The 19,400-nt window shown below is 64.2% G+C and carries 17 protein-coding genes; 12 read left to right on the plus strand and 5 right to left on the minus strand.

The features are described 5' to 3' along the window. Positions 1–26: 26 nt before the first annotated feature. Positions 27–1,988: an AAA family ATPase gene (locus tag EJB06_RS24220; protein WP_126076594.1), complete on the minus strand. Its 1,962-nt coding sequence runs from the start codon at positions 1,986–1,988 to the stop codon at positions 27–29. Positions 1,989–2,442: 454 nt separating this feature from the next. On the opposite strand from EJB06_RS24220, the gene EJB06_RS32035 reads away from it, so the two are divergent. Together EJB06_RS32035 and EJB06_RS24225 are read left to right on the plus strand one after the other, a co-directional pair. After that, on the plus strand, positions 2,443–2,580 hold the full coding sequence (locus EJB06_RS32035; RefSeq protein WP_164558026.1) for a hypothetical protein: 138 nt from the start codon (positions 2,443–2,445) through the stop codon (positions 2,578–2,580). A 250-nt stretch (positions 2,581–2,830) separates the two neighbouring features. Then, on the plus strand, positions 2,831–3,094 hold the full coding sequence (locus EJB06_RS24225; RefSeq protein WP_126076595.1) for a PEP-CTERM sorting domain-containing protein: 264 nt from the start codon (positions 2,831–2,833) through the stop codon (positions 3,092–3,094). 85 nt (positions 3,095–3,179) lie between these two features. Here the strand turns inward: EJB06_RS24225 and EJB06_RS24230 are convergent, their stop codons facing one another. The 3 genes from EJB06_RS24230 to EJB06_RS24240 form a co-directional block, all read right to left on the minus strand. Beyond that, positions 3,180–3,734 (minus strand): DUF1697 domain-containing protein, encoded by a 555-nt coding sequence (locus EJB06_RS24230; RefSeq protein WP_126076596.1) that lies wholly within the window; start codon positions 3,732–3,734, stop codon positions 3,180–3,182. A gap of 9 nt (positions 3,735–3,743) precedes the next feature. Beyond that, on the minus strand, positions 3,744–4,352 hold the full coding sequence (gene gstA / locus EJB06_RS24235) for a glutathione transferase GstA (protein WP_126076597.1): 609 nt from the start codon (positions 4,350–4,352) through the stop codon (positions 3,744–3,746). Between the two features lie 111 nt (positions 4,353–4,463). After that, a complete protein-coding gene (locus EJB06_RS24240) occupies positions 4,464–6,020 on the minus strand; it encodes a sensor histidine kinase (protein ID WP_126076598.1) in 1,557 nt (518 codons plus the stop codon). A gap of 165 nt (positions 6,021–6,185) precedes the next feature. Between EJB06_RS24240 and EJB06_RS24245 the strand changes: the two genes are divergently transcribed. Then, entirely contained in the window at positions 6,186–6,527 is a 342-nt protein-coding gene (locus tag EJB06_RS24245) for a hypothetical protein (RefSeq protein WP_126076599.1), read from the plus strand. Next, the gene (locus tag EJB06_RS24250; protein ID WP_126076600.1) at positions 6,524–7,366 is read left to right on the plus strand and encodes an HDOD domain-containing protein; all 843 of its coding nucleotides are present in this window, start codon (positions 6,524–6,526) and stop codon (positions 7,364–7,366) included. The genes EJB06_RS24245 and EJB06_RS24250 overlap by 4 nt, the downstream gene beginning before the upstream one ends. 78 nt (positions 7,367–7,444) lie before the next feature. On the opposite strand, the gene EJB06_RS24255 is transcribed toward EJB06_RS24250, so the two are convergent. Next, positions 7,445–7,786, minus strand: a complete 342-nt coding sequence (locus EJB06_RS24255; protein WP_099875234.1) for a hypothetical protein — start codon at positions 7,784–7,786, stop codon at positions 7,445–7,447. Between the two features lie 627 nt (positions 7,787–8,413). Here EJB06_RS24255 and miaB point away from each other — a divergent pair. From miaB to glyQ, 8 genes are all read left to right on the plus strand, one after another. Then, positions 8,414–9,775: a tRNA (N6-isopentenyl adenosine(37)-C2)-methylthiotransferase MiaB gene (miaB, locus tag EJB06_RS24260; RefSeq protein ID WP_126076601.1), complete on the plus strand. Its 1,362-nt coding sequence runs from the start codon at positions 8,414–8,416 to the stop codon at positions 9,773–9,775. Continuing rightward, entirely contained in the window at positions 9,772–10,821 is a 1,050-nt protein-coding gene (locus tag EJB06_RS24265; RefSeq protein WP_126076602.1) for a PhoH family protein, read from the plus strand. Before miaB ends, EJB06_RS24265 begins: the two co-directional genes overlap by 4 nt. Then, complete coding sequence (gene ybeY, locus EJB06_RS24270) at positions 10,805–11,269, plus strand: rRNA maturation RNase YbeY (RefSeq protein ID WP_126076603.1); 465 nt, start codon at positions 10,805–10,807, stop codon at positions 11,267–11,269. Before EJB06_RS24265 ends, ybeY begins: the two co-directional genes overlap by 17 nt. Positions 11,270–11,621: 352 nt before the next feature. Beyond that, entirely contained in the window at positions 11,622–13,934 is a 2,313-nt protein-coding gene (locus EJB06_RS24275) for a hypothetical protein (RefSeq protein ID WP_126076604.1), read from the plus strand. A gap of 326 nt (positions 13,935–14,260) precedes the next feature. Then, entirely contained in the window at positions 14,261–15,775 is a 1,515-nt protein-coding gene (locus EJB06_RS24280; protein ID WP_229427258.1) for an FAD-dependent oxidoreductase, read from the plus strand. A 117-nt stretch (positions 15,776–15,892) separates the two neighbouring features. Next, entirely contained in the window at positions 15,893–16,771 is an 879-nt protein-coding gene (locus EJB06_RS24285) for a CorC family transporter (RefSeq protein ID WP_126076606.1), read from the plus strand. Further along, positions 16,771–18,354 carry an apolipoprotein N-acyltransferase gene (gene lnt / locus EJB06_RS24290; protein ID WP_126076607.1) on the plus strand — a complete coding sequence of 528 codons (1,584 nt, stop codon included), beginning with the start codon at positions 16,771–16,773 and terminating at the stop codon, positions 18,352–18,354. The genes EJB06_RS24285 and lnt overlap by 1 nt, the downstream gene beginning before the upstream one ends. Before the next feature lie 103 nt (positions 18,355–18,457). Continuing rightward, positions 18,458–19,384 carry a glycine--tRNA ligase subunit alpha gene (glyQ, locus tag EJB06_RS24295; protein ID WP_126076608.1) on the plus strand — a complete coding sequence of 309 codons (927 nt, stop codon included), beginning with the start codon at positions 18,458–18,460 and terminating at the stop codon, positions 19,382–19,384. Positions 19,385–19,400: the final 16 nt, after the last annotated feature.

The following is a 19,400-nucleotide window of genomic DNA, read 5'->3' on the forward strand; positions in this document are numbered from 1 at the left end:
CAATACCAAGATACTGGCGTTGGCCCCTAAACCGCCGCCTCGCTACACAGCTTCAGGTTACCCAGGCGCTGCCCGGCCACATGGAACGCCAGCAGGTCGCGGCGCTCTTCCAGCAGCGCGAACACGGCATCCTTCGACAGCACGTACTGGTCGAGCAAGGTATCCTTGAGCGACTCGATCACGGCCTTGTAATCGCGGATCGCGCCCAGGGTGTAGCTGTAGAGCTCATCGGACTTCTCTTCCACCTGGCGGATCGTGTGCTCGCCGCTGCCTTCGTTCTTCAACTGCGTGTAGTCGATCTTCGAACGCGAATACATCGACAGGCGGTTGACCATCAGGTTGAGCATCTTGGTGGCCTTCTCGATGTCGTTCTGGCTGCCCACCGATATTCCGCGCGCCCCATAAAACAGCTCCTCGGCCGCCACGCCGCCGTACAGCTGGATCACGTCCTGCTCCAGTTCTTCCAGCGTGCGCAGCGAGACGTCGTCGCCCGACTGCAGCACATAGCCCAGCGCCCCCAGCTTGGAGACCGACTCGGTACTGATCTTGAGCAGGTGCGATTTTTCCTTGACCTCGGCCAGGGTCATGCCCTGGCGCAGATACGGATCGATCTGCATGAAGAAGTGCCCCAGCTCGTGCAGGGCCACGCGTTCGCGCTGCTTGTGCTTTTCGGCCGTGGTGGCGCGGTCGGTCAGGCCCAGGGTGGCGCGCTCGAAGGCGCGGAACATCAGGTCGGTGTTGATGATCGCCTTTTCCTGGATCGAGATCATGCTGGCGCGTTCGACCACGGTTTCCAGCAGCGCGGGACTGAGGTTGGCCGTCATTTCGGCGACCTGGCCCAGATCGAGGTCGTTCCAGTCGACCAGGCCATCCTTCTTGCGGCCCAGGAAGCTCTTGAGCAGCTGGCCGCGCTCGCCCTTGTTCGGCAGGCGGAAGTTGATCTTGACCGAGAAGCGGCGCAGCATCGCTTCATCCATCTCGACCGAGGCGTCGTCGAAGTTCGAGGCCACCACCCAGATCACGCCGGCGCCCTTGTCGCTCTTGACGCCGTCGAGCAGGCCGAGCAGCGTGTTGGCGGTGTCGTCTTCCCACTTCTTTTCGCCGCGGCCGCGCGGCATGAACAGGGTCTGCGCTTCGTCCAGGAAGATGATGCAGCTGCCGCGCGCGCAGGCCTTGCGGTACAGCGCATTGAGCGCCTTGGAGCCGCCGCCCACGTAGCCCGATTCGAGGGCCGAGCCGGATGCCTGGATCAGCGGCACATTGAGTTTCTTGGCCAGGTAGCCGACCAGCTTGGTCTTGCCGGTGCCGGCGGGGCCGGTCAGCATCACGTTGAACGGCTTGTCGATGTTGTGCGACTTGTATTCGCTGCGGTTGCGGATCATGTCTTCCAGGTGCAGCACTTCCTGCTTGATGTCGTCCATGCCGATCAGGTCATCCATGCTGCCTTTGAGCTTGTCCGGCGTGATGACGGCGGCGCTCATGCCCATGCCGGGAATGCCGAACTTGATCGCGTAGACGATCAGCAGGATCAGGAAGATATCGAGGGCGTGGCGCTTGAGGAAGGCGAGCGCCTCGGCGCTGGCGGCGCTCTGGCCTTCGTCGAGCAGCACCGCCTTGTGCGAGGCCAGGTAGTCTTCCTTGGCGATCGAATACGGAATCGCGTTCTTGAGCAGGACTTCGCGCTCCAGGCTCAGGTGCGAGGTGCTGGGCACCTTGATCACGTGCAGCTCGGGAGCGTTCTTGAATTTGAAGATGTAGCGCGGCGACTCCGACAGCGGCTTGGCCACCATCAGGTATTCCAGCTTGTCCTTCTGCGAGGCCAGCGCGGTGATGCGCGAAATGTCCTGCGAATGGACCAGCGGGCTGCTGTCCTGCTCCACATCGGCGTTATAGATGGCCAAACCGACGAGCAGGGCGAGCAGGAGTCCGGCGCCGATGCGCACGTAGACATTCTTGAGGGCGAGCTGGAGCTTGGCAAGATTGGGCATGTGTTTACTCTATGAATGGTGGCTGCGGACGGAATTTCTATGCAAACATCGTTCCTCTGCCGCGCGATGGTGGGGAGCGGCAGTGACAGCGACGTTCGATATCCGACCAGGATAATTTCCGCAAACCAAGTGGCCAGTCGATGTCGCTTGACGGTACATCCATCTGCCGGGCAATGTGGCCCATGCATGCTCCTTTGCCATCAGTTTGATGCCTGAGGGCAATAGGATTAGGGAGACTATACCGCCAAAAAAAAGCCAGGTATACCTTGATCTGCTGAAAAAATTTTGCGACGCAACACCTCTGATCAAGTCGACAATGCGTCTTGGGATGGGCCTGACAAAGCGCAAGGTCCGCTTGTGCAATGTAGGTACGTTCGTAACATTTCGTATCAGCCCTTGATGGTAATTCGCGATCATTAGATGATCCTTAAAACCCACGAATGGAAAGTTTGACATGCGTCGATTCTTCGCCTACCTGGCCAGCCTGTTCGGCTCCCGCCCCGCCGCCGCCGAAGATCCCCTGACAGGCGCGGTCGACCTGTCCGATACCGCGTATTGCCATGGCTTGCTGTCGCGCGACAGCGAGGCGTAACCCTCGGCAAGCCTCATGTCTTTATGACACTTTCCTTGCATTTTGCCGCAGTGCAGCATTTACCGAGAAATGTTAATTCCTCTGGTCAATAAAACATCAAAAAAACGACGTTTAGAGTGGAATAGGCTTTGAAATCGGTGGTGAGCGTGGTTAAATACAAGGCCCGGATGATTCGCATTACTGCTCATCTGGTTGCAATGCAGCATGAGTAATCATGCGCTTGCGGTAACCAAAAAGAAGAGGAACCACCGTGAAAAAATACGCAGTCGCAGCAGCTTTCATGCTCGCCCTGGTGGGCGCCGCGCCAGCGAGCGCTATCGAGATATTGGACAACCAGCAGGCGGCCGCCGCCCATGTGGAAAGCCAGCCACGGATGAGCGCCATGCAAATGGCCACGATGCCCGCCCCGCAGATGTCGGAATTGCCCGAGCCCGAAGTGTTCGCCATGATGCTGCTCGGCCTGGTGCTGATCGGTTACCGCGCCCGCCGCGACAGTGGCGAAAAATTCCAGTAATCAAAGAACACCACAGATCAGCCATGAACAAATCCCGCTCGCCGCGGGATTTTTTTTGCCTGCACCGTCCCGCGCGGCGGCCGCCTCAGCCCCTGGCCGGCTGCGCGCACAGCGCCTGCAGCTTGCAGACCGTATTCCAGTTACGCGAAGTCAAGCCGTCGCCGAGCAGCTTGCCCATCGCGGCCATCGCCCGGCTTTCCGCCACACCCGCCGGCAGCCAGAGGTAGGCGGCATGCTGGCCCACGGACAGCACCTCGGGCGCCCAGTCCGTGTCCGCCAGGGGCGCCAGCAAGGCCGGCGCGCCGGCATCGCTGAAGACGAACACCAGCATGCGCGCAGGATCGGTCGCCACCGGCAGCAGCGGATTGGCGGCGGCGATGCGGTCGAGCTCCTCGCTGCCGAGCACGGTCACCCTGGCCGCCACGCCCAGCTTGACCACCATCGCATCCTGGATGCGCGCCGCCAGCCCGGCTTGCGCCTTGCGCGGCGCATCGAAGACCACATTGCCGCTGTTGAGCAGGGTGCGCACCTCGGTGCAGCCCAGTTCGCCGATCAACTGGCGCAGGTCGGCCATGGCGACCCGTTTGGCGCGCCCCACATTGATCCCGCGCAGCAGCGCGATGCAGCGTTGTCCGCCCATGAACGGCGCTTACTTGAGCAAGCCTTCGTCGCGCAGCGCTTGCTGCACCATCGGCCGCGCCCCCACGCGCTTCTGGAACGCTTGCAGCAGCGGAAAACCCGACAGGTCGAACTTGACAGGGCCGGCCCAGTTCAGCACGGTAAACAGATAGGCATCGGCCACCGTGAAGCGGGCGCCGGTCAGGTAATCGCGTCCGTCGAGCATGCGCTCCACGTAGCCGAGGCGCTGGGTCAGGTTGGCGTGCGCGTAATTGACCAGGTCGGCGCCGGCATTCGGGCGGAACAGCGGTGAAAAATTCTTGTGCAGCTCGGTCGAGATGAAGTTGAGCCACTCGAGCAGCGCATAGCGTTCCGGGGTGCCGGCGGCGGGCGCCAGGTTCTTCTCGGGAACCAGGTCGGCCAGGTATTGCACGATGGCGGGGCCTTCGGTCAGCAGGACGCCCTGGCCGGTTTCCAGGGCCGGCACATAGCCCTTGGGATTGATGGCGCTGTAGTCGCCCCCGCTTGCCGTGACCTTCTTGCGCAGATCGACCGCTTCGGTCGTGAATGCCAGCCCCGCTTCGAGCAGGACGATGTGGGGAGAAAGGGAGCAGGCGCCGGGACTGAAGTACAGTTTCATGATGGTCCTTTGAGTAGCTGATGAGATGCCGCGCGCGCGGCGGCGCGTCGAAAGAATGACAAGCGTACAATAAACCAGGCGCTCGCGCTGGGGCGCACGCAAGGGCGCCAGCTACACCTGGGCGCCGTCCACCGGTGTCACGCGCGGGATGCGCAAGGTGAAATGGGTGCCCTGCCCCAGGGTGCTGCTCACCGCGATGGTGCCCAGGAATTGCTTGACGATCAGGTTGTACACGATGTTCAGGCCCAGCCCGGTCCCGCCCTGGCCGCGCCGGGTCGTGAAGAAGGGGTCGAAGATGCGGTCGAGCACATCCGGCGCGATGCCCTTGCCGTCGTCTTTCACATGCAGTTCCACCACCTCGCCGTCGAGGCGGGCGCTGATCAGGATTTCGCCGGCGGTATCGACTTCGAAGGCGTGCTCCACGCAATTGAGGGTCAGGTTGGTGATGACCTGGGCGAAGGCGCCGGGGTAGCTGTCGAGCACGATGTCGTCCGGGCAGTGCAGCACCAGCGAAATCGGCGTCTTCTTGAGCTTGGGCTGCAGGCTGGAGACGATTTCCTCGATGTATTCGTGCAGGCCGAAGGGGCGGCGCGCCTCGCTGGTCTGGTCGACCGCGATCTGCTTGAAGCTGTGGATCAGGTGCGCCGCGCGGTAGGCGTTGTTCATGATCAGGCGCGCGCTTTCGCTGGCGGTCTCGACGTAGCGCAGGATGTCGGACTTCTTCAGGCCGGCGCCCTTGACCGCCGTTTCCAGTTCGTCGGTGGCCGCTTTCAGCACCGAGGCGCTGGTCAGGGCGATCCCGACCGGCGTATTGATTTCGTGGGCGACCCCGGCCACCAGGCTGCCGAGCGAGGCCAGCCGTTCAGCCTGGAGCAGCGATTCCTGGGTCTGGCGCAAGTCTTGCAGCGCCTGCGCGGTCTGCTGGGCCGAGCGGCGCGCGGCGTCCTCGGCTTCGCGGATGCGCCCGATGGTCGACTTCAGGCGGCGCTGGATCTGGTTGAAGCCGCGGATCACCTCGCCGAGCTCGTCGCGCCGGTTTTCGGGCAACTCTTCCACCTCGTCGGTGCCGCGCGTGGCCAGGTCGAACAGGCCGTCGCGCAGTTGCTTGAGCGGCTCGAACACCACCCGCAGCGACAGCGACAGCGCCACCACCAGGATCAGGTCGAGCAGCAGGACTTCGATCACCTTGCGCATCAGTTCGGACGCGAGCGCCTGGTCGATCTGGGCGCGGCTGAAATTGATCACCACCCGTCCCACCGAGACCGGCTTGATCGAGGCGCTGGCGCTGCCGCCCTCCTGGAACACCAGCGCCGCCTCGACCGCCTGGCCGGCCGGCTCGGGCGCGCCCTCGACCGCCACCAGCTTGCCGTCGGCCGCGCGCAGCTTGCCGGCGAACAGGCCGACCGAGCTGTCGTAGACGCGGATCGCCACCACTTCGGGCGGCAGCATTTCGGCCTCGACGATGCTGTCGACCTTGGACTTGTCCAGGTCCCACAGGGCCGATGGCAGGCTGATCTGCAAACGCGTGATCACGCCCTTGCGCAGGCGCTGGTTGCTTTCTTCCAGGGCCTTGCCCAGCGAATACTGCGTATAGCTGCCGGAAATGGCCAGCACCACGGTGACGATCACCACGAACAGCAGTTTCAGCCGGCTTTGAATACCGAACATCCGATTCCTCCCGATCGCCTGCGCGCGATGCATCTCCGACTGTACGGTAAGCCCTTCCCATTGGCAAGAAATTGCGGCGCATGGCCTCGCAAAAAGAGCGCTTTTGCGTGGCGCACAGGCGTGGACAGCAATGGTAAGATCGGTACATTACGAGGGAGGATGCCTATGAGCGCAGCTTACCAGCACCTGGCGCTGGCCGACGTGGAACCGGGAATGGTCTTGTCCGACGATCTGCTCGACCGGCAGGGACAGGTCCTCCTGCCCAAGGGCGCGATCCTGACCGACCGCACCATCGCCCTGCTGCCCAGCCACGGCATCGATGCCGTCCCCGTGCTGCGCAGCGGCGCCGCGCCGGCCCCCGGTCGCGCGCCCGACCACGCCGCCAGCCAGCAGCGCCTGGCGCTGCTGTTCCGCAAGCACAAGCCGGACGAACCGCACGACTGGGCCACCAGCGCCCTGCGCCGCTATGTGGAAGACTACCGCGCCGCGCGCGAGGCCGCCTTATGAGCGCCATCGTGCTCGACGACGTGCTCAAGCGCCTGGCCGACCTGCCCTCGCTGCCGGCGGTGGTCATGGAACTGCTCACCAGCATCGACCAGGAAGACATCGACATCACCGTGCTGGCCAAAAAAGTCTCGCACGACCAGGCTTTGACGGCCAAGACCCTGCGCCTGGCCAATTCCTCGCTGTACGGCCTGCAGGTGCGCGTGACCACCATCCAGCAGGCCATTACCTACCTGGGTTTCCAGACCACGCGCAACCTGATCACCGCCTCGGCCCTGACCGGCTGCTTCGCCGAGGGGCGCTGCGCCGCCTTCGACCACAAGGCCTTCTGGCGCCACTCGATCGGCAGCGCCTGCTGTGCCAAGGTGCTGGCGCGGCGCGTGCGTTTCAATCAGGATTACGCCTTCACGGCGGGATTGCTGCACGATATAGGTCGCCTGGTCCTGGTCAGCAGCTTCCCCGACCTGTATCAGCAAGTCATGGAATACCGCGCGGCCAACGATACGTATGTGCAAGATGCCGAACTGGCGGTGATGGGTGTGGACCATGTGCAGGCCGGCATGGCGCTGGCCGAGCACTGGAATTTTTCGGATACGATGCGGATGGCGATCGCCTTCCACCATGACCCGGGTTTGCCTGACGCAGGCTTGCTGGCCACGATCGTGCATGTGGCCAACGCCATCGTGCATGCGCTCGACCTGGGAAGGGAAAGCGACGATCTGGTGCCCGCCGTGTCGCCGGTCGCCTGGACCGCGCTCGGGCTGAACGAAGAATGCTATCTGCAGGTGTTCCGCGAAACCGAACTGCAGTACGAAGAAATCACGATGATCCTGATGGGCTGACCGACCCGCCTCTGCGCGCAGAGGCGGAATCAGGCGCCCCGTTCCGCTGGCATGACAGGGAGCGTCATGCCGGTGGACTTAGTGCGCATAGTTTCCGGACGTCGATGCGTCAGGTGGCGTGCTTTTCTCTTCGGTTGCCTTTGGACGGCCCTGGGCGTCGGACAGGCGGTACTTGGTGCGGCGGTCGCCCATCAGGTCGCGCAGGTCGCGGATGCTCATGCCGGTCACTTCGTGCATGCGGATCAGCAGCGAGGCGCCGACCGGCAGGCGGTGGTGGCGGATCTTGCTGATGACCGGTGGCGCGACTTCGAGCATGCGCGACAGGGCTGCATCGTTTTTCAGCTGCATCTTGCCAAGCAGAATATCGAGCAGGTGGTTGGGGTTGTAACTTTCTTGTGATGCCAGAGCATGGTGTGCCATGATTGTCCTCGTGGTGAGTGGTTGAAATAATGCCGTTACGAACTATGTTAAAGACCCATACGCGTCTTAATAAGTTCCCGGAAAATCGCCCTTGAGCGTGATTAAACAGAACAAATCTGATAACTGGCTTAAAAGCACGTTTCCGGTTCGTATGCGCTCTGCGCTACTCACTTCCAACGCACTTGAAACTCCAAACACATTATTAGACTCATATGCCATAAGTACAACTTACCTCTGCATACGCGGCATTGTTTGAAATCAAGCTAACCGCCGGAAAGCTTGTCACATAGTCATTTCAACACATGAGAACAATTTGTGGCGCACGCAAGAACATTTATTGTGTTCAGTCCGTTTTCAGAATTCCCTCGGAACTCATTGATTTACAAGAAGAAATAGGTAGTGTGCAATTAAGCAATTGTGAAATTTGATTTTGCGAAACTTTTCCTGCGGATACCGGACAGTGACGGGTGGCTAGCCCAACCATTGACCGGGTGCAATGGCGGGCGCGGCAGGCGCGCGCCGCTGCCGTGGCGCGGGCTGCCGTCGCGAACATGGCCGCCCCCGCTGATTTACGATAAACTGGCAACCCCGCCTGAAACCAGGCTGCAGCGCCACGTTGATCATTCCATGCAGAAAAAAGTCTTCATCAAAACCTTCGGTTGCCAAATGAACGAGTACGACTCGGACAAGATGGCGGACGTGCTCGGCGCGTCCGACGGCCTGGTGCGCACCGACACGCCGGAAGACGCCGATGTGATCCTGCTCAATACCTGCTCGGTCCGTGAAAAAGCGCAAGAAAAAGTCTTTTCCGACCTCGGCCGCCTGCGCGAGCTCAAGCTGGCCCGGCCCGACCTGCTGATCGGCGTCGGCGGCTGTGTTGCTTCCCAAGAAGGCGCCGCCATCGTCAAGCGCGCCCCCTACGTGGACATGGTGTTCGGCCCGCAGACCCTGCACCGCCTGCCGCAGATGATGCGCGAACGGCGCGCCAGCGGCGACGCCCAGGTCGACATCAGCTTCCCCGAAATCGAAAAATTCGACCACCTGCCGCCGGCCAGGGTGGAAGGCGCCTCGGCCTTCGTGTCGATCATGGAAGGCTGCAGCAAATACTGCAGCTACTGCGTGGTGCCGTACACGCGCGGCGAGGAAGTCTCGCGCCGCTTCGAGGATGTGCTGACCGAAGTGGCCGGCCTGGCCGCCCAGGGCGTGAAGGAAATCACCCTGCTCGGCCAGAACGTGAACGCCTTCCGCGGCGTGATGGAAGGCGGCGACATCGCCGATTTCGCCCTGCTGCTCGAATACGTGGCCGCCATTCCCGGCATCGAGCGGATCCGCTTCGTCACCAGCCACCCCAAGGAATTCACCCAGCGCCTGATCGACGCCTACGCCAGCATTCCGCAGCTGGTCGACCACCTGTACCTGCCGGCCCAGCATGGCGCCGACAATGTACTGTCCGCGATGAAGCGCGGCTACACCGGCCTCGAATACAAATCCATCATCCGCCGCATCCGCGCGGTGCGTCCCAACATGTCGATTTCGTCCGACTTCATCGTCGGCTTCCCGGGCGAGACCGAGGCCGATTTCGCGGCGATGATGAAACTGATCGCGGACGTCGGCTTCGACACCAGCTACAGCTTCATCTTCAGCAAGCGTCCCGGCACCCCGGCCGCCAACCTGGACGACGACACACCGCACGAGGTCAAGCTGGCGCGCCTGCAAAAGCTGCAGGCCGCGATCGACGCCAACACCCGCAAGTACAGCGCCGCCATGGTCGGCAGCGTGCAGCGCATCCTGGTCGAAGGCCCGTCGGTCAAGAACCCGGCCGAACTGCAGGGCCGCACAGAAAACAACCGGGTCGTCAATTTCGAACCCGGCATCAATCCGAGCGCATTGATCGGCCAGATGGCCGACGTGCGCATCACCGAAAGTTTTAACTACACCCTGCGCGGCGAACTCGTTGCGCGCGGTGACACTTTAGCCTGCGCCAGTTGAAAACCAAAACACCCATCCAGCCTCACTACTTCATCCCCGAGCCGCTCGACAACACGCGGCTTGCCCACCTGTGCGGACCGCTCGACGAAAACCTGCGCCAGATCTCGTCGGCGCTCGATGTCACCATTTTCCGGCGCGGCGAAAAATTCATCGTCAGCGGCCATAACGCCGAACACGCGGTCCAGATCCTGGAACGCTTCTACGCGGTCGCCAACAAGATCGTCCCGATCGAGGAAGTGCAGCTGGCGCTGGTCGAACAGCGCTCCGGCCTGCACAAGCAGCAAACCCCGGACAGCACGCCGACCGAGGCGCTGCCCGACATCGAGATCAACAGCCCGGTACTCAAGACGCGCCGCCACGACCTGCGCGGGCGCACCCCGCACCAGATCCAGTACCTGCGCTCGATCCTGGAACACGACATCAGCTTCGGGGTCGGTCCCGCCGGCACCGGCAAGACCTACCTGGCGGTGGCCTGCGCAGTCGACGCGCTCGAGCGCGATGCCGTCAAGCGCATCATCCTGACCCGCCCCGCGGTGGAAGCGGGCGAGCGCCTGGGCTTCCTGCCGGGCGACCTGGCGCAAAAGGTCGATCCTTACCTGCGCCCCCTGTACGACGCGCTGTACGACCTGCTCGGCTTCGACCGCACCCAGAAGATGTTCGAAAAACAGGTGATCGAGATCGCCCCGCTGGCCTACATGCGCGGGCGCACCCTGAATCACGCCTTCGTGATCCTCGACGAAGCGCAGAACACCACCGTCGAACAGATGAAGATGTTCCTGACACGGATCGGCTTCGGCAGCAAGGCCGTGGTCACCGGCGACGTCACCCAGGTCGACCTGCACAAGACGCAGAAGAGCGGCTTGAGCGACGCCGTGCATGTGCTCAAGGACGTGCGCGGGATCGCCTTTACCCAGTTCTCCAGCGCCGACGTGGTGCGCCATCCGCTGGTGGCGCGCATCGTCGACGCCTACGAAAGCGCCGCCTCGGTCGACGAGCTGGCCGCCCTGCCGAAACCTGTCATCGCTAAAAATGTCCGCAAAAAATAAGCTCTCCCTGTCGGTCCAGTATCCCGACACCCGCCTGCAGGCATCGATCACGCGCCCGAAGATCAGGCGCTGGGTGCAGGCGGCGCTGTTCGCGCCGGCCGAACTGACCATCCGCTTCGTCGACGCCGACGAAGGCCGCGCGCTCAATCGCGACTACCGCGCCAAGGACTACGCCACCAACGTGCTGACCTTCGCCTATAACGAAGGCGAAGACATCGCCGAGATCGATCCGACCCGCGCCGACATCATCCTGTGCACCGACGTGCTGGAAAAAGAAGCGGCGGAACAGAAAAAAACCGTGGAAGAACACACTGCGCACCTGATCGTGCACGGCGTGCTGCACGCCCAGGGCTACGACCACAACGACGATGAAGAAGCGGCCGAGATGGAGCAGCTCGAACGCGACATCCTCGAGGCGCTGGGCTACCCCGACCCTTACGCTTCCTGAACGCGGGCGCGGCAGCTTCGCGTTGTCGCGCTCGAGCGCCTTCCAGCTGCCCGCGCCAGCGGCGCCGCTTTCACCAGTTCCCTGGCCGCTCCCTGGTGTGCGGCCGCAGCGGCCCGTGTGCGCCGTCCAGGCGCCCTGCGCACGCATCGACACCGTCGCCGCGCCATGGGTTTCCGGATGGCGCGGACCGGACTTTGTGTCCGGACAGCGCGGCGGATCGTGTCACTTTCTTTCCACAATGCTAACGCTTTATTGGACCCGGAAGGGGCCTCTGAAGTACCATACGGAAATACAGAATAAATCGTATGGTCGGCGGTGTTCCTGCGCGGCCCAGCATTTTCCCGGGAATTTCGTGACCACTTTTCTTTACCTGCAGCGCTTCGCCAACGGCGCCCCGGCCGCCATGCCTTTCGAAGTCCTGATCCCGATCCTGGCGCGCCACGGCAAGCTCGGTCGCGGCCTGTACGATACCGAAGTCACTTTCGCCGACGGCGTGGCCGCCAGCGCCACCGTCATCGGCGGACGCGTCGACGGCGCCCTGTGCATCGGTTTCGAGCGCCCGTGTTTCGACGCCCCCCTGCGCGCGCTGGTGTGGGACTGCATGCGCGAACTGGGCTGCGCCGCCTTCGACGACGCGCTGGAGATGGTCTACACCCCGCTGCACAGCGCCACCGCATTGGCGCCGGCCTTTGCGGCCGCCTGCGCCAACGGCGTGCGGCGCGTCGACAGCGCCCAGCAGCTCTGGCCCGACCAGCTGGAAACGCGCTTGCCGGCCGCGCCGCCGCCGGCCCTGGCCTACCGCAACGCCAACGCGCACGGCCTGCAACTGCAGCTGTTCGACCAGAGCGATGCCGCCGCCAGGGAAGTGGCCATCGACCTGGCGATCCGGCCCGAAGCCTGCAACCCGGCCACTCTGCGCGTGCTGCGCAACCTGGCCGCACGGATCGATGCCGCCGTCGGCGCCAATCCCGGCTACCGCCCGTTCTACCGTTTTGTGCACGACGCCAGCTCGCAGCTGTTCGTCGAGTCGGCGCCGCTGGCGCCCCTGGCCCACAGCGCCACCATGGTCAGCCCGGGCCCCGGCCTGTCCGCGCACCGCCCCGGCTTTGTCGCCGCGCGCGAGATCGATGCCGGCGCCCGCGTCGAACAGCGCAAGCTGGCTGCCGGCGTGCAGGACAAATACGGCATCGTCCTCGATGGCAGCGGCGCCAGCATCAACGCGCTGTCCGCCCTGCTCGACAAGCTGCACGCCTGGTATCTGCTGGAACGCGCCAGGCAGCCGGACAATGCGGCCTTCAGCAGCCCGCTCGCCGCCAGCTGGGCGATCCGCGCCGGCTGCTACCTCGGCTCCGTGGCCGCCGGCCAGATCGGCGGGCAGTGGGGTTACGTCACGCGCGGCCAGAGGCGCCTGCAGGTGGTGCGCACCCATCGCGGGCGCGTCTGCCATCCGCAGCAGCAGGTGCTCGACCACATCATCAACGGCGCCCACGACAGCGTGGCGCGCTGGTACGCGCAACTGGCCGTGAGCGACGCCAGCGCCTGCGCCCGCGCCGACGATATCGCCAGCCGCATCCCGCAGCTGTGCGCCGCGCTGCTCGGCCAAGGCGACGAGCCATTGCCGCTCGCCGCCCAACTGGCGCGCGAGAAGCTCGATTACAGCGTCGCATCGCTGCGCCACGTCGACGCCTGGCTGGGGCAGCTGCGCCAGCAAGGCGCCGCCATCGCTGCGCAGGAACGCGAGCGCGTCGTCGACGCGGCCGGCGCCTACCTGGGCGAAGTCGTGCGCAGCAACGCGCCCGACCCAGGCCAGTGGCAATGGATGAACTACGACGACATGGTGCGCGCCCATCCGGCCTTTGCGCGCCAGCGTCGGCGCGCGCGCAGCTTCATGGGTTTTCTCGACAGCGTGGAATCGACCGCCTATCCGCTGGCCACCGTCGACACCCTGCTGGCCGATGCGCGCGCCGAATCGCTGCAAACCTACGCGCGCAGGCTGCTGCCGCAGGCCGCCGACGAGCGCGCCGGGCCGCTGGTCCCGGGCGATATCGAACAATGCCCGGCCGACGCCGCCATGGAACTGGCGCTCGACCAGGTCCGCAACGCCATCATGAAGTGGCGCCGCTCGGCCACCCCGGCCGACTACGCCGCCGCCTGCGCCGACAATCCGGGATGGCTGGGCGCCGACAGCCTGGCCGAAATCTACCGCCGCCAGCACCTGCTGCTCGAAAAAGGCATGGTGGTCTGGGCCTCGCTGGTGCATGCCAACAATGCCCTGTTTTCGGAGGGGCCGCACGACATGCCGGCGCTGCTGGCGTACAGCCTCGAACGCCATTTCGAAGCGCGTCCGCACGCCCTGCAGCGCATCGCGCAAGAGCTGTTTTCGTACAAGGGCAAGGAGATGCCGCCCGCGCTCCAGCACATCGCCCAATACCTGGCCAGCGAACAGCAGCGCGCGCAGGACGTCGCGGTGCCGCAGCTGCTCACGACGCGGCGCGTGATGCTCTCGTCCATCCTGGCGATCCGCAAGCACCTGCCGGCCGATGTCATGAAGGGCGCCCGGTTCCCGGTGCTGACCCACCCCGACACGCTGTGCCTGATGATCGCGCCGCGCCAGTTCTGGCCGCAGGAACTGCTTGGCGCCTGGGCCAGCGGCGCGATGGTGTAAAGGCCCGCCGGCGCCGCGGCGTAGTATTTGGCGCACTCGCGCACGGCTTGCAGGCCTACACGACATGGTAACTCCGCTCACCCGCTTTTGTACGGCATCGCACTGTGGCGACCGGCCGCTTCGGGTCTACTTGGACTACTCGACAAGAGGAAAACCAAGACAGGAGGAACCTGCCAATGACAGCAGCATACCCGGCAACAAACCCAGCAATAAGCGCAGCGACAGACGCAGCGACAGACGCAGCGACAAACGCAACAACAAGCACAACGCCGCACGGCGCCACATCCGCATGGCTCGCCACCGCCAGCCTTCCCCGCTACTGCCCGTTGACGGGCAAGGACAGCGCCGACGTCTGCGTGATCGGCGCCGGCATCGCGGGCCTGACTACCGCCTACATGCTTCTGCGCGAAGGCAAATCAGTGGTGGTGCTCGACGCCTCCGGTGTCGGCGCCGGCGAAACCGGCCGCACCAGCGCGCATTTTTTCCCGCCCGACGAACGCTTTTTCGAGATCGAACGCAGCTTCGGCAGCGACAAGGCCGCGCTGGTGGCCGACACCTACCGCAAGGCCACCGACTGCGTCGAGGCCATCATCCGCACCGAACGCATCGCATGCGAATTCGAACGCGTGGACGGCTACCTGTTCACCCCCGACGGCGCCTGGAACGATATCCTCGAACGCGAGTACGCCATCACCACCCGCCTCGGCCTGAACGTGCGCCGTTTCGAACGCGTGCCGGGCCTGCATTTCGATACCGGCCCCTGCCTGCGCTTTGCGCGCCAGGGCCAGTTCCATCCCTTGAAGTACCTGGACGGCCTGGCGCGCGCCATCGAGCGCCTGGGCGGTCGCATCTACGACAACACCCGCGCGCTCGACCTGCGTGCGGAACAGGCGCGCCAGCTGGTCACGACCGCACATGGCCAGGTCGACGCGGCCGCCGTGGTGGTGGCGACCAACACCCCGTTCAACGAGCGCACGGCACTGCACGCCAGGCAGGCCGGCTACCGCAGCTACGTGGTGGCGCTGCGGGTGCCCAAGGATGCGCTGCCGCGCGTGCTGCTGTGGGATACGGGCGAGCCGTACTACTACGTGCGCCTGGCCTCGGCCGGCAGCGGCGCCGATCACGAACTGCTGATCGTCGGCGGGCAGGATCACAAGAGCGGGCAGGATGCGCATGCGCGGCAGCGCTACGACGAGATCGAAGCGTGGACGCGCCAGCGCTTCCCGATCGCCGGCGCGGTGGCCTACCGCTGGTCGGGCGAGGTGATGGAGCCGTCCGACGGCCTGGCGTTTTTGGGCCGCAACCGGCTCGATCGTGAGAATGTGTACGTGATCACCGGCGACTCCGGCAACGGCATGACCCACTGCACGGCCGGGGCGATCCTGGTGACGGACCTGATCGTCGGACGCACGAATGTCTGGACCGAGCTGTATTCGCCGTCGCGCAAGGCGCTGCACGGGCTGGGCGACTTCATTACCGAGCAGGCCAACACGCTGGCCCAGTACACCGACTGGCTGCGCGGCGCCGACGTCGAAAGCGCCGGCCAGATCGCGCGCGGCGAAGGGGCCCTGCTGCGCGACGGCGGACGCCTGCTGGCGGTGTACCGGGGCGACGATGGCGGATTGCAGGCGGTATCGGCGGCCTGCACCCACCTGGGCTGCGCGGTGCACTGGAACGCCGGCGACAAGTCGTGGGACTGCCCGTGCCATGGCTCGCGCTTCGCGCCGGACGGGGAAGTGCTGCACGGCCCGGCCAGACGGGCGCTGGCGGCGGCCACGCTGGAAGGCGATGTGGGGGGAGGCGCGCATCCGGCAGCGCAGGAAGAACGCCGCACCGATTAAGCGTTAACGCCGCCCGCGCCTTGGCGCGGGCGGCGTGGCAGGCAGTTCCGCTCAAAAAACAGGCAATCGCGCTTTTGGTGTATCCTACGCCTATCGCAACAACGGCTCACGCCAACTATGCCAGAGCATCCTTATGACGTCCGGACGGACGCCAAGACCCACCGGTCACTGTTTGAACGCCTGACCGCACTGATCTCCCCCGAGCCCGAAAACCGCGCCGAGCTGCTCGAAGTCCTGCACGACGCCCACGAACGCAACCTGATCGACGCCGATGCGCTGTCCATGATCGAAGGGGTGTTCCAGGTCTCGGACCTGTCCGCGCGCGACATCATGGTCCCGCGCTCGCAGATGGACGTCATCGACATCAGCAAGCCGATCGAGGAATGGATGCCGCAGGTGCTGGAAACAGCCCACTCGCGCTTCCCCGCCATCGAAGGCGAACGCGACAAGGTGATCGGCATCCTGCTGGCCAAGGACTTGCTGCGTTATTACGCCGAAGAATCTTTCGACGTGCGCGAGATGCTGCGTCCCGCCATCTTCATCCCCGAATCGAAACGCCTGAACGTGCTGCTGCGCGATTTCCGCGCCAATCACAATCACATGGCCATCGTGGTCGACGAATACAGCGGCGTTGCCGGCCTGATCACGATCGAAGACGTGCTGGAACAGATCGTCGGCGACATCGAGGACGAATACGATTTCGATGAAGAAGAAGACAACATTCTCTCGATCAAGGAAGGCCAGTTCGGCCCGCGCTGGCGCATCAAGGCGCTGACCGAGATCAGCCAGTTCAACGAAGAACTCGGCACCAGCCTGCCCGAAGACGACGTCGACACCATCGGCGGCCTGGTGGCCAGCCACCTCGGCCGCATGCCGCACAAGGGCGACACCTTCGACGTTGCCGGATTGCGCTTCGAGGTGCTGCGCGCCGACGCGCGCCAGGTGCACGTCCTGCTGGTCGAAAAACTGCCGCTGCCCGAAGACGAACACGATTGATGCTGCGCCGCTCGACCGTGCCGCTCGATCCGGCGCTGCGCCATGCGGCGCAGCGGCCTCCCCGCACCACGCTGCTGCCCATGCTGTTCGCCGCCCTCGCGGGCGCGTCCAGCGTACTGGCCTTCGCGCCGGTCGGCTGGTGGCCGCTGCAAATCCTGGCGCTCGCCTTCCTGTTCTATCAGGTCGGCATGGATACCAGCGTGCGCCGCAGCAGCTTGATCGGCTGGGCCTTCGGCTTCGGCTGGTCGGTTGCCGGCATGCACTGGCTGTACATCACCATGAATCGCTTCGGCAACATTCCGGGGCCGATGGCGGTCGCGGCGGTGTGCCTGCTGGGCGCCTACATGGGCTTGTTCGGCGCCTTCGCCAGCGGGTTTTCCACCTGGCTGCGCAAGCGCTGGTCCTTGCCGGTCGCCAGCTTCCTGCTGCTGGTGCTGCCCGTGATGTGGGGCTTGTCGGACTGGATGCGCGGCTGGATACTGACCGGTTTCCCCTGGGTTGCCACCGGCTACGCCCATAACGCCGGCCCGCTGGGCGGCTTTGCCGCCATCGTCGGCGTGTACGGCATCGGCGCGATTGCCGCCGTGTGCGCCAGCTGCATCGTGATGCTGACCCAGCGCGCGCGCTGGGCCGGCGTGGGATTGCTGGCCGGCATCCTCGCGGCCGGCTACGGGCTGAGCCATGTGGCCTGGACCGAAGCGCAAGGCAAGCCGATCAGCGTGCGCCTGCTGCAGGGCAACGTCGAGCAACAGAAAAAATTCGATCCCGAGCACGTGATGCGGGCGCTGGAGATGTATCGCGGCATGATCTCGGCCCAGCCGGCCGACCTGATCGCCCTGCCGGAAACGGCCGTGGCCGCCCTGCCCCAGTACCTGCCGCCCGACTACCTGCCGTCGCTCCAGAAATACGCGGCCGACAGCGGCAGCCATGTGCTGTTCGGCATTCCCATGTCCGACGGTCCCGGCAGCTATGCCAACAGCGTGATGGGATTCGGTCCCTCGGGCCAGGCTTACCGCTACGACAAGCACCACCTGGTGCCCTTCGGCGAATTCGTGCCGGCGGGCTTCCGCTGGTTCGTCGACATGATGCGCATTCCGCTGGGCGACATGAGCCGCGGCGCCCAAGTCCAGCCGGCCTTCGCCGTCAAGGACCAGCTGGTGTTGCCGAATGTCTGCTACGAAGACGTCTTCGGCGAAGAAATCGCCATGCAGCTGCGCTCGATGGCGCGTCCGGCCACGATGCTGCTGAACGTATCGAACCTGGCCTGGTTCGGCGAATCGGTGGCGATTCCCCAGCATGTGCAGATGTCGCAGATGCGCTCGCTCGAAACCGGGCGGCCGATGCTGCGCGCAACCAACACCGGCGCGACCGTCGTGATCGATGGCCGTGGCAAGATCGTCAACGCCCTGCCCATGTACCGGCACGGCGCCTTGACGGCCCAGGTGCAGGGCATGGGCGGCATGACGCCCTTCATCCGCATGGGCAATTACCTGTTCCTGTCGCTGGCGGCGCTGGCGCTGGGCCTTGCCTGGTTCTCGGGCCGCAAGTATGCGGACACATTAGCAAAAAAGCAGCAAACGTGACATTGTCCTTACTTGCCCCCCAGCGTCCCGCTAAAACCCGCTAAAATTGGTCGTTTTAGCAAACTCATTCGTTCGCGACATCAGCCGCGCGACAGCCACCAAGATGCTCACATTTCAACAAATTATCCTGACCTTGCAAACCTACTGGGACAAGCAGGGCTGCGCCTTGCTCCAGCCATACGATATGGAAGTCGGCGCGGGCACCTTTCACACGGGTACTTTCCTGCGCGCAATTGGACCGGAACCCTGGCGCGCCGCCTACGTGCAGCCGTCGCGCCGCCCCAAAGATGGCCGCTACGGTGAAAACCCGAACCGCATGCAGCACTACTACCAGTATCAGGTGGTCCTGAAACCGGCGCCGGAAAACATCCTCGACCTCTACCTCGGCTCGCTCAAGGCCCTCGGCCTCGACCTGGAAAAGAACGATGTGCGCTTCGTCGAAGACGACTGGGAAAGCCCGACGCTGGGCGCCTGGGGCCTGGGCTGGGAAGTGTGGCTGAACGGCATGGAAGTGACCCAGTTTACCTATTTCCAGCAAGTTGGCGGCCTCGACTGCAAACCGGTGCTCGGCGAAATCACCTACGGCATCGAGCGCCTGGCCATGTACCTGCAGGGCGTCGAGAACGTCTACGACCTGGTCTGGACCGAATGGGAAGAGATCGGTGCGGCCGGCGCTCCGGAAAAGAAATCGCTCAGCTACGGCGACGTGTTCCACCAGAACGAAGTCGAGCAATCGACCTATAACTTCGAACACGCCAACACCGAGCTGCTGTTCGCCCAGTTCGCCAACCACGAATCGGAAGCCAAGCGCCTGATCGAACTCGAACTGACCCTGCCGGCCTACGAGCAGATCATGAAGGCCTCGCACAGCTTCAACATGCTCGACGCGCGTGGCGCCATTTCGGTCACCGAACGCGCCGCCTACATCGGGCGCGTGCGCACGCTGTCGCGCCTGGTCGCACAAGCCTATTACGACTCGCGCGAAAAACTGGGATTCCCGATGGCTCCCAAAGCGCCGCTCGCCGCCTGAAAGATAAAAACAGAAT

It is taken from the genome of Massilia atriviolacea (assembly GCF_003953935.1).
GTDB classification, from domain to species: Bacteria; Pseudomonadota; Gammaproteobacteria; order Burkholderiales; family Burkholderiaceae_D; genus Telluria_A; species Telluria_A atriviolacea.

Excerpts from the sequence above, each read along its gene's own strand:
- EJB06_RS32035 (WP_164558026.1), top strand. The coding sequence starts at position 2,443 with ATGCGTCGATTCTTCGCCTACCTGGCCAGCCTGTTCGGCTCCCGCCCC.
- EJB06_RS24250 (WP_126076600.1), top strand. The coding sequence starts at position 6,524 with ATGAGCGCCATCGTGCTCGACGACGTGCTCAAGCGCCTGGCCGACCTG.
- EJB06_RS24230 (WP_126076596.1), bottom strand. The coding sequence starts at position 3,734 with ATGGGCGGACAACGCTGCATCGCGCTGCTGCGCGGGATCAATGTGGGG.
- EJB06_RS24245 (WP_126076599.1), top strand. The coding sequence starts at position 6,186 with ATGAGCGCAGCTTACCAGCACCTGGCGCTGGCCGACGTGGAACCGGGA.
- miaB (WP_126076601.1), top strand. The coding sequence starts at position 8,414 with ATGCAGAAAAAAGTCTTCATCAAAACCTTCGGTTGCCAAATGAACGAG.
- EJB06_RS24220 (WP_126076594.1), bottom strand. The coding sequence starts at position 1,988 with ATGCCCAATCTTGCCAAGCTCCAGCTCGCCCTCAAGAATGTCTACGTG.
- EJB06_RS24255 (WP_099875234.1), bottom strand. The coding sequence starts at position 7,786 with ATGGCACACCATGCTCTGGCATCACAAGAAAGTTACAACCCCAACCAC.
- glyQ (WP_126076608.1), top strand. The coding sequence starts at position 18,458 with ATGCTCACATTTCAACAAATTATCCTGACCTTGCAAACCTACTGGGAC.
- gstA (WP_126076597.1), bottom strand. The coding sequence starts at position 4,352 with ATGAAACTGTACTTCAGTCCCGGCGCCTGCTCCCTTTCTCCCCACATC.
- ybeY (WP_126076603.1), top strand. The coding sequence starts at position 10,805 with ATGTCCGCAAAAAATAAGCTCTCCCTGTCGGTCCAGTATCCCGACACC.
- EJB06_RS24240 (WP_126076598.1), bottom strand. The coding sequence starts at position 6,020 with ATGTTCGGTATTCAAAGCCGGCTGAAACTGCTGTTCGTGGTGATCGTC.
- lnt (WP_126076607.1), top strand. The coding sequence starts at position 16,771 with ATGCTGCGCCGCTCGACCGTGCCGCTCGATCCGGCGCTGCGCCATGCG.
- EJB06_RS24285 (WP_126076606.1), top strand. The coding sequence starts at position 15,893 with ATGCCAGAGCATCCTTATGACGTCCGGACGGACGCCAAGACCCACCGG.